This is a genomic window from Fluviicola sp., assembly GCF_030151805.1.
In the GTDB taxonomy this organism is placed as follows: domain Bacteria; phylum Bacteroidota; class Bacteroidia; order Flavobacteriales_D; family Crocinitomicaceae; genus Fluviicola.
Genome location: NZ_JASLCN010000189.1, coordinates 1 through 9199, shown reverse-complemented (window position 1 = coordinate 9199; position 9199 = coordinate 1). Strand labels below are relative to the sequence as shown.

Genomic DNA, 9199 nt, shown 5'->3' with positions numbered 1-9199 from the left:
TACTCCGGCTTCACCCAAAACAAATCCGGATTGTTTGTTTTATAGATTACAAAACGTTCTCCGGTTTGAATAATCGTGCTTTCTACTTTTTGAGGCGTTTGTTCCAATCCGTCCAAAGGCAACAATTGGATATACACAAACACTTTTCCTTCTTTTTGCGTCTCGGTATCGTATTCACTGGTTACCGGAGTTTCCAATCGGTATAAGTTCTTCGCCATGTATTGATCCAGGTATTCTTCCTTGGTTTGACTGTTTCGTCGATTCCAGTTAGCATCCGGGTTCAAAATCAATGTTTTCCCGCTGATTAATCGTTCACGAACTTCCTGAACCCCCAACAATTCGCCTTTTTCATCCATCACATACGCATCAAACGTCGGGTCCATCCAGATCCATTTCTTCAGGTCCCGGCTGTAAACCATATTGATCACGTGACAATCCTCAAATTTGGTTTCTTTAGGCATGCAGGTAATGTGGCGCGATTTGATCCCCATAGACAAGTAGCACTCGTTCAAAATGGTCGCCATCATCCGGCAATTGATCCCGCGATTTTCCATTTTACACACCTGAATCAAATCCAAAGCATTTTTCAAAACAGGATTATCACTGCTGCCGTCGTGTCTCACTGTATTGTGTACCCAATGCATCAAATTGATAATTTTCGACACTTCATTTCCTTCTCCGGCAATGGAATCCAGCTTCAGATCCTTCCGGATTTTCATCAACCGTTCGTCGTTCAAGGCCTGGTAAGTAAACTCCGGAACAAAACGCTTATCGGAATAATTGAATTTAGCTGCTTTTTTCAGCCTGGCAATATAAGATTCCTGGTATTTTACCTGTGTCCGGGCAGAATCTTTCCCATTCAGTAAAATAACGAAATCGACCACGGGATTTTTCGGACTCACACGCACTGTAATCGAATCCTGGTTCGTAATGAACGTAACCTGAGTATTGAATGTGACATAAACATCCGGGTTCGCTTCCGGTACAATGGTCCACATTTCTCCTTTCCAGATCTTGCCGTCACGAATACCAACTTTATCTGAAGAGGCTTTAATGACATTCATTTTGGTTTGAGCTTGTAAGAATGAAATACAAGTTGTAAATGCAAATAAAAAGATTGTTTTCAAATTCATGAAGTGTGTTTGTTATGAGACAAAGAAACGGTTAAAAAGTTACTGATCATCGGTTATTTTTTTTTTCAACAACCACCTATTTGATCAGCAATTGATAGTAAGCTCATTTCCAATAGTCTGATACTCTTTTTGTGTTCCTCACTATCAACATGTTCTCTGGTTGCAGCAGTGATCGACAATGAATGTTCACCCCTTAAACTGTCTCAAGTGATGATCATTGTGCTTATACACCATCAGGCCGACTTGTTTTTTGGTCATTTTCCCGAAGAAATCATGAATAAATGCCGGATTTGAATACTGCTCGTACGATTGAATCAAGGCAATCCATTTTTGCTTTTCTGCCGGAATATCTCCAGCTGTTTCGTTGATTTTGAATTGAGCGGAAGTTGGGACACCTTTATCGAGCGGTTTGTCATCTTTAATCATGCGCTTCAACCCCATTTTCCCGAAAATCTTCCCGATAAACACCTGTTTATAGACCGGATTTCCCTTTCCCTGCATCCATTCTTCCCAATTGGTGCAATGTTTCATCATCTGATACAGATTCATCTTTCCCCACTCTGCCTGAGCATCATTATCCAAATGATTGATTCGGTGAATCAATTCCTCTCTCACTTCCTGATCAAATATTGTTTTCATAAATAGGCAAGTTTTTCGCTTTCGAATATATTGTTTTTCCACTTGAAAACAGCTCATCACCTCTATTATTCCAATATCCCGCGATGATCGGTGGCTTTTAAATGAGATTCCACTCTCCAGAACGTGTTCCAGGACTCATTGGTTCCGCTTAAATGTTCCATCTCCTCAAACTTTCCCACTCTGTCATTATAAAAATAATGCGTTCCCCACATATTTGAGAACTCCAGTTTCCATTCGCATCGATGTTCCGAAAGAATTTTTCCGCCGTAAGTAAACCCTTCAAATATGGCTGTTTTCATCATCGTCCCCGAAAAGAAGACTTCATCCAGGTTTTTAGGCGTTTGATGATGGTTCCTGTAATAATTAAATACTTCTGCAACAATGATTTTTGCTTGCCTTTTAGTAGAATAATCTTCCAGTAGTAAGAAAAGGCTTACACAGGAAAGAACAGCCAGAATAGGTGAAAGTTTCGTCTTTTTCCGGGTGATTTCCCAAACAAACAAGCCAATAGAAATGGAAAGTAAAACCAACCCCAAAGAAGGGTTATAATAATAGATTATCAGTGAAATAACGAATAACACGATATTTTGTTGAATTAAATACCTCATTTGAATGAATTTATCGTTAGTGGATAATCTAATATATTGATTTTTGAATCAAAATGCATGTTTAGTGGAAGATTTAGTTTGCTCATTCTGAAAACAATGGGCTCTTCTAAGCTTAAAAAAAGAACTAGTATTGAATAATTTACCCGGATAATCTTAATCCTAAAAAGAATGCAGATGTTAAAAAAACAAAAAACGCGGGCTGTTTTCAAAGGGCTGTTTGATTAAACTCATCTTTTACATTTATTTGGCCCTCAAAATTGATTTAACCATGCTCAACTCGAAACTAATTATCGCATTACTTGCTATTATACCACTCGGAGCGAATGCTCAGAAAGTTGTTCCCGGAACTTCTTATACGCAGTTTAGTTTGAAAGCCAAAACCGACACAATTGATTTTGTCGTTGCGGAAACCGATTTAACGGTTAAAAAACCCATTTTCTTTTTTGCACAAGGCTCTATGCCGGTTCCGCTCTTCGTGAATCTTCCCGGGCAGGGAACCTATCCGATTCCCCTGGGTAATTTTGATTTGAACACCCTAAACTTGTATTATCATGTGGTGGTTATTTCCATGCCGAAAACTCCCGTTGTTGTAAACAAGAATCAATTAAATTCAAGTTATTGCTATACGCCTGATTCCACGGGCAGAGTGCTTGATTCGTTCTTAAAAGCCGACAACCTGGAAAATTACGTTGCGCGGGCAAATAAGGTACTGGATTTTCTGAGCAAACAAAAATGGGTCGACAACAATAAGCTGGTAGTTGCAGGTCATTCCCAGGGTTCGCGAATTGCAGCTGAATTAGTTGCCGGAAATCCGAAAATCACACACGCCGGTTTGTTTGGTTTCAATCCGCTTGGCCGCGTTCATGAACGGGTTTGGTTAAATTATAAGGAAGCCATGAAAGGAACGATTTCCTGGAAAGAACTGGATAGTCTGCAGCAGGAACAATACACTTTTCAAAAAGAAATCTATGCCGATAAGGGTGAAGATGTCAGTTTGGTTCCCTGGAAATCATTTACCGGAATTGGGTTTGAGCGCCTGTCTCAGATCAAAACCCCGCTCTACATTGCTTACGGAACGGAAGATAAATGCGCCTTTTTGAATGAATTAATCCCGTTATACTTCATTCAGGCAGGAAAAACCAATTACGAAGTCAAACGATACCCAAACCTGGAACACAATTACTTCCCTATCATCAACGGAAACCCGGATTATCAAAACGGAAAATGGGCGGAAGTGATGAATACCTTTGTAGAATGGAGTTTGAAGAATTGAACACGTTAGGTTAGCCTAATGGTCAATTCGAGTATCCCGCATGTTGTTCTCGATACTCAACCTGCTTTAGCGGTTGAACTCGAACTGACATGCGGGATGTATCGGGAATGACCTTAGATTATACTTTCACCGTCTCTCCATGCTCCTTTAGCACCGACTCGTACAAATCTTCATAAATCGGGAGAATCTGAGCCAGATCAAAACGTTTTGCCTGCTCCAAAGCATTTTTGCGGAAAACCTGATGCGTCGCTTTGTCTTTTAAAATACGGATTGCATTTGCAGCCATCGAATCCACATCTCCTACATTGGAAGTAAACCCGGAAAAACCGTCAATATTCACCTCCGGAATTCCACCTGTATTGGAAGAAACCACCGGAACACCTTCAGCCATTGCTTCCAAAGCCGCCAAACCAAAGCTTTCCGTTTCGGAAGGAAGCAGGAATAAATCGCTCAATTCCAGGATCGGAGCCGTTTCGCGTACCTTTCCGGTAAAAATAATCTTATGACAAATTCCCAGGTCGCGTGCCAAACGCTCCACGATCGCACGATCCGGACCATCACCGGCCAATAGTAATTTTGCGGGTAATTGCTCCTGAACCTTCTGGAAAATGTGAACCACATCCGTAATGCGTTTCACAGGTCGAAAGTTGGAAATATGACACAGGATCAATTCGTCGTCCTGCGCATAATGTCTTCTTTTCTCCAGGTTAATGACCGGCAATTCGTCTTTCGACTGAATAAAATTCGGAATCACATGGATTTTACGCTTGGTTTCGAAATGCGCATACGTGTCTTTCATCAAACTCTCCGAAACAGCTGTCACCGCATCCGAAGCATTGATACAAAACGAAATCACAGGCTCAAAAGAAGGATCTTTTCCTACCAGCGTAATATCCGTTCCGTGAAGTGTCGTAATAAAGGGAATATTGATTCCCTGCGCTTTCAGGATCTGCTGCGCCATAAACGCTGCAGATGCATGAGGAATTGCATAATGCACGTGCAAAATATCCAATCCTTCGTATTTCACCACGTCTACAACCTTACTCGCTAATTCCGTTTCATAAGGCTGGTATTCGAAAAGCGGGTAATCCGAAACCTGCACTTCATGGTAAAAAATATTCTCACGGAAACTTCCCAGCCGAACCGGCTGCGAATAGGTGATAAAATGGACCAAATGTCCTTTCTGAGCTAAGGCTTTGCCCAATTCTGTGGCTACAACGCCACTCCCGCCAAATGTGGGATAAAGTACGATTCCTATTTTCATGTTTGTCTGTGTATTTAAGTTGCAGTTTCTATTCTGATTCTAAAACTGCACGAATGTTTGTTTAATTAATTGAAGTATTACCTGGTTTAATTTAAACTGTGCCACGCTTGTTCCTTCGCTTTAAGCAATTCATCATAACTTAGCTCAGTCTTCACCAGCCTTTCGGCTGGCGCTTATCGAAAGCAGTGCTTTCTCTCCTCTTATTTCTTGCGTGCCTCAAAAAGTGCTTCGTAAATGACCCGCTGAATCTCAGTTCGCACGCTCATCTTTGTTATTTTCCAATTATCTGCATCCGGATAAACCCGGTTTGATAAAAACACGAAGTTTACCCTGTTCTCGGGATCCGCCCATGTAATCGTCCCCGTAAATCCCGAATGCCCGAAAGTAGACGGAGAAACCAAATCGCAAGTCGGACCGTTTTTCAAGTTCACAGTTGGTTTGTCGAAACCGATTCCCCTTCTGTTTCCGGGACAAAATTGGCATGCCGTAAACTGATCTACAATTTCTTTTTTGATGATCAATTGGTCTCCTATTTGTCCTTTATTCAACAGGAATTGCATCAAAGCAGCTAAATCCGTGGCATTTGAAAATAATCCTGCGTGTCCTGCCACTCCGCCCATCATGGCAGCTCCCGGATCATGTACGTAACCATGAATGAGTTGCTTGCGGAATTCTTTGTCAAATTCTGTCGGAACAATGCGTTTCTTGTTAAATTTCTCCAGCGGCAAATAGGTCATAGTTTGTAATCCCAAAGGCCTGTAAATCTCTTTTTCCACGAATTCATTCTGCCCCATTCCGCTTACCCGTTCAATGAATTTATTGAAGAAATAATAACTCAGATCCGAGTATTCATACGATTTCTTACCCGTAAGCGGCGTTTCAACAATGATTTTCAGCATCGTCTTCCAATAATCGTCCCGGATCCAGATATTGTCTGCTACCACCCGGTTATAAATGCCCTTATCCTGGTCACTGTAAATCTCCGGATTCAAATCTCCGTTCTGCATCGTGCGCTTGTAAAAAGCAATCCAGGGAGTCAATCCCGCCTGGTGTGTCAATAAATCAATCGCTTTGAGATTTCCATAGCTCGTTCCTTCCGTATATTCCGGAACCAACTCATTCAAATCCATATGGGTATCGAACTTGTTCAAGGTTTTTAAACGCATCAGAGCTGTTGTTGACGATGCGATTTTTGTAATCGAAGCAATGTCGTAAATATGCTCATTCGTAATGCTGTCTCCGTTTTCGTAAATCGTTGTTCCGTATGATTTCTGAATCACGATTTTCCCGTCGATCGCAACCACGATCTGACAACCCGGAAAAGCTTTCGCTTCAATTGCCTTCGCCACGATATCATCTACTTCTTTCAGTTTTGCAGGATTCAAGCCCAATTCTTCCGGCTGTGAGTACTTCAAACGACCATTTCCTTTCAGTTGTACCCCGAAGCCTTCTTTCCAGTGCCCGTTGATTTCCATTGCCAGTTTTCCAGTAATATCGAAAGCTCCCATCACTGCCTGAGCCGTTCTTTCCTGCGCTGCCGCAGTGTTTTCGTACGCACATAGGATTGACTTAACCGATTTCGGGAACGTTGTTTCATCCTGAAGAACCAATGGATTTCCAAAGAAAACCAAACTGGCGTGTGCATTTTCAGGAATCAGATCCAAGACGTTTTTCCACGAACCGAAACTGTAATTGTTTCGTGCACGCTGTGCATCCGAATGGAAATCAAGGATATAGATTGCATCCGGATTCAGCTTGACTTCTTTCAATCGTTTCGCGGCCTCTTCAGCTGTAAAGTATTTATAATGAGTGATTTTTGCATAGTCATTTAAACGGTCTCTGAAAGCAGAAGTGTGCGTGCCGATTCCAATGCGGATAATTTCCCGGTCCAAACGATCAATCGGCAAATTATCCTGTTCGTTCTTCAAACAGACCAATGCTTTCTCATAAATCTGGTTGATGATTAGTTTTCGTTCCGGAGCCGGATCCATGCGTTTGATCATCGGCTTGTGAATGATTGCCTGATATTTCGCACGCAAAACCCTCCGGCAATGCTCATTCACTTCTTCTTTACTCAAACTTCCGCTTTCTACTTTGGTTCGGATCAGTTTGATGGCATCTGTTACATTTTCCGGAAACAGTAAAATATCACATCCTGCTTCGTATGCTTTGGCCACCACTTCCGATTTACCGTATTTCTCAGAAACTGCTTTCATATTCAACGCATCGGAAATAACCAAGCCTTTAAAGCCAAGCTTCTTTCTCAAATACGTTTCAATCACCGGTTTGGATAAACTGCTCGGCATTCCGCTCGGATCCAAAGCAGGAACGTTTAAATGAGCAACCATGACAGATCGTGTTCCAGCATCAATTCCGCTTTTAAACGGCAAGAAGTCTTTTGATTCAAATTCGGACACACTATGCGAAACAGTTGGTAGTTCTAAATGAGAATCTTTGTCCGTATCACCATGCCCGGGGAAATGCTTCACACAGGAAATAACACCTGCATCTTCAATTCCCTTCACCATCGCAGCGGTTTGTTTTGCAACCATTTTCGGATCAGAACCGAACGAACGGAAACCAATCACCGGATTTTTGGGATTTAGATTCACATCTGCAACCGGGGAGAAATTCATGTGGATTCCGAGCATATCGCACTCAATCCCCATGTGATTCCCGATTTTTTCAGTTAGTTTCAAATCATTTGCAGCCCCAACTGTTTGTTGATACGGAAAACGCGGTTCACCCGAAAGCCGCATTGCAACTCCCCATTCGGCATCCATCCCGATCAATAGAGGAACTTCGGCAGCACCCTGCATTTGCTGAATGGCTTCCGAAAGATTGTCCTTTTCTCCCTGGAAGAAAATCAATCCTCCGATCTTCTGATTTTTAACCAGCGATTCCGTTTCAGCTAAATGCGCCTTGCCCTTATTCGACCAGCACGCCACCATGAACGACTGTGCAATTCGCTCTTCCGTAGAAAGTTTTGCCAATTCTGCCTCCACCCATTGATTTTCATCAGCAGAAGCATTCAGACTTGTTTGCTGTTTTTTCTGTTTGGTTCCTGATTTCACAAGCAATGCAGAGGTAATTAATCCGGAGCCTGCAAGCAGGAAAAAAAGGAAGGCTGCTTTACGAACGGTCTTTTTATTCATAAAACAAAATTACGTTATAATTCATAAAAACTGACAGGGTGTCAGCCAGAAAATATTGGAACGGGAATTGTTAAAAGCAAGCAAGCAGTTTTAACGAAAATAATGACGGCGCGAACGTTTGCCGGTACCAAAAGCTACCGCTTTTTCTTATTTTTGTTGAGATTGTCAACGGCACAACTAAAAACAGTATTCAGAAAACACAAAATTCGCTTATTCATGTCAGATATCATTCGCTTACTTCCAGATCACGTTGCCAATCAGATAGCAGCCGGAGAGGTTGTTCAACGACCCGCATCTGTCGTGAAGGAATTAGTGGAAAACAGTATCGACGCAGGAGCAACGAAAATCGAATTGTACATTAAAGATGCCGGACGGACGCTGATCCAAATCGTAGATAACGGAAAAGGAATGTCGCCATTGGATGCACGGATGTGTTTTGAGCGTCATGCAACAAGTAAAATAGCGCATGCCGACGATTTGTTTGCCTTAAAAACCAAAGGATTCAGAGGTGAAGCTCTGGCTTCTATTGCGGCAATTGCGCATGTATCGCTTCAAACAAAACGCATTGCCGACGAATTGGGGACAAAAATCCAGATCGAAGGAACGGAATTGGTAAACCAGGAACCAGTGCAATGTACAGAAGGAACCAATTTTGAAATCCGGAACCTGTTTTTCAATGTGCCTGCCCGAAGAAACTTTTTGAAGTCGGACAATGTGGAATTCAAACACATTATTGATGAATTTGAACGTGTAGTACTTCCGCATCACGATATTGCGTTCCGGTTGGTTCACAACGACCAGGAGATTTATCATTTGCTTCCGGCTCCGCTCAGAAAACGCATCGTAGATGTTTTCGGACGGAATTTCAACGATCGCCTGGTTCCGGTTACGGAACAAACAGACATTGTTGGCCTCGACGGATTTGTAGGAAAGCCCGAGGCAGCTAAAAAATCGCGCGGGGAGCAGTTTTTGTTTGTAAACAATCGTTTTTTCAAGGACACGTATTTCAATCATGCCGTTTCTGCTGCTTTTGAACACTTGCTTCCGCCGAAATTGTTTCCGAGTTATTTCCTCTTCCTGGAGGTTGACCCGAAACAAATCGACGTGAACGTGCATCCGACCAAAAC

At 42.2% G+C, this 9199-nt stretch carries 7 protein-coding genes; 2 read left to right on the top strand and 5 right to left on the bottom strand.

Annotated elements, in window-relative coordinates; translation table 11 throughout:
* The 3 genes from Q1V93_RS07160 to Q1V93_RS07150 all read right to left on the bottom strand — a co-directional run.
* A partial coding sequence (locus tag Q1V93_RS07160; protein WP_300663219.1) for a transglutaminase-like domain-containing protein occupies nucleotides 1–1133 on the bottom strand: 1133 nt, incomplete at its 3' end.
* Nucleotides 1134–1319: 186 nt separating this feature from the next.
* Nucleotides 1320–1772 (bottom strand): DinB family protein, encoded by a 453-nt coding sequence (locus tag Q1V93_RS07155; protein ID WP_300663217.1) that lies wholly within the window; start codon nucleotides 1770–1772, stop codon nucleotides 1320–1322.
* A gap of 65 nt (nucleotides 1773–1837) precedes the next feature.
* Complete coding sequence (locus Q1V93_RS07150; protein ID WP_300663215.1) at nucleotides 1838–2380, bottom strand: hypothetical protein; 543 nt, start codon at nucleotides 2378–2380, stop codon at nucleotides 1838–1840.
* 268 nt (nucleotides 2381–2648) lie between these two features.
* On the opposite strand from Q1V93_RS07150, the gene Q1V93_RS07145 reads away from it, so the two are divergent.
* Nucleotides 2649–3653, top strand: coding sequence for a hypothetical protein (locus Q1V93_RS07145; RefSeq protein ID WP_300663213.1), 1005 nt, complete (start codon nucleotides 2649–2651; stop codon nucleotides 3651–3653).
* A 118-nt stretch (nucleotides 3654–3771) separates the two neighbouring features.
* Here Q1V93_RS07145 and bshA read toward each other — a convergent pair whose 3' ends face one another.
* A complete protein-coding gene (bshA, locus tag Q1V93_RS07140; RefSeq protein ID WP_300663211.1) occupies nucleotides 3772–4917 on the bottom strand; it encodes an N-acetyl-alpha-D-glucosaminyl L-malate synthase BshA in 1146 nt (381 codons plus the stop codon).
* A 200-nt stretch (nucleotides 4918–5117) separates the two neighbouring features.
* Entirely contained in the window at nucleotides 5118–8072 is a 2955-nt protein-coding gene (locus tag Q1V93_RS07135) for a glycoside hydrolase family 3 N-terminal domain-containing protein (RefSeq protein WP_300663209.1), read from the bottom strand.
* Nucleotides 8073–8288: 216 nt separating this feature from the next.
* Here Q1V93_RS07135 and mutL point away from each other — a divergent pair.
* A partial coding sequence (gene mutL, locus Q1V93_RS07130) for a DNA mismatch repair endonuclease MutL (protein WP_300663207.1) occupies nucleotides 8289–9199 on the top strand: 911 nt, incomplete at its 3' end.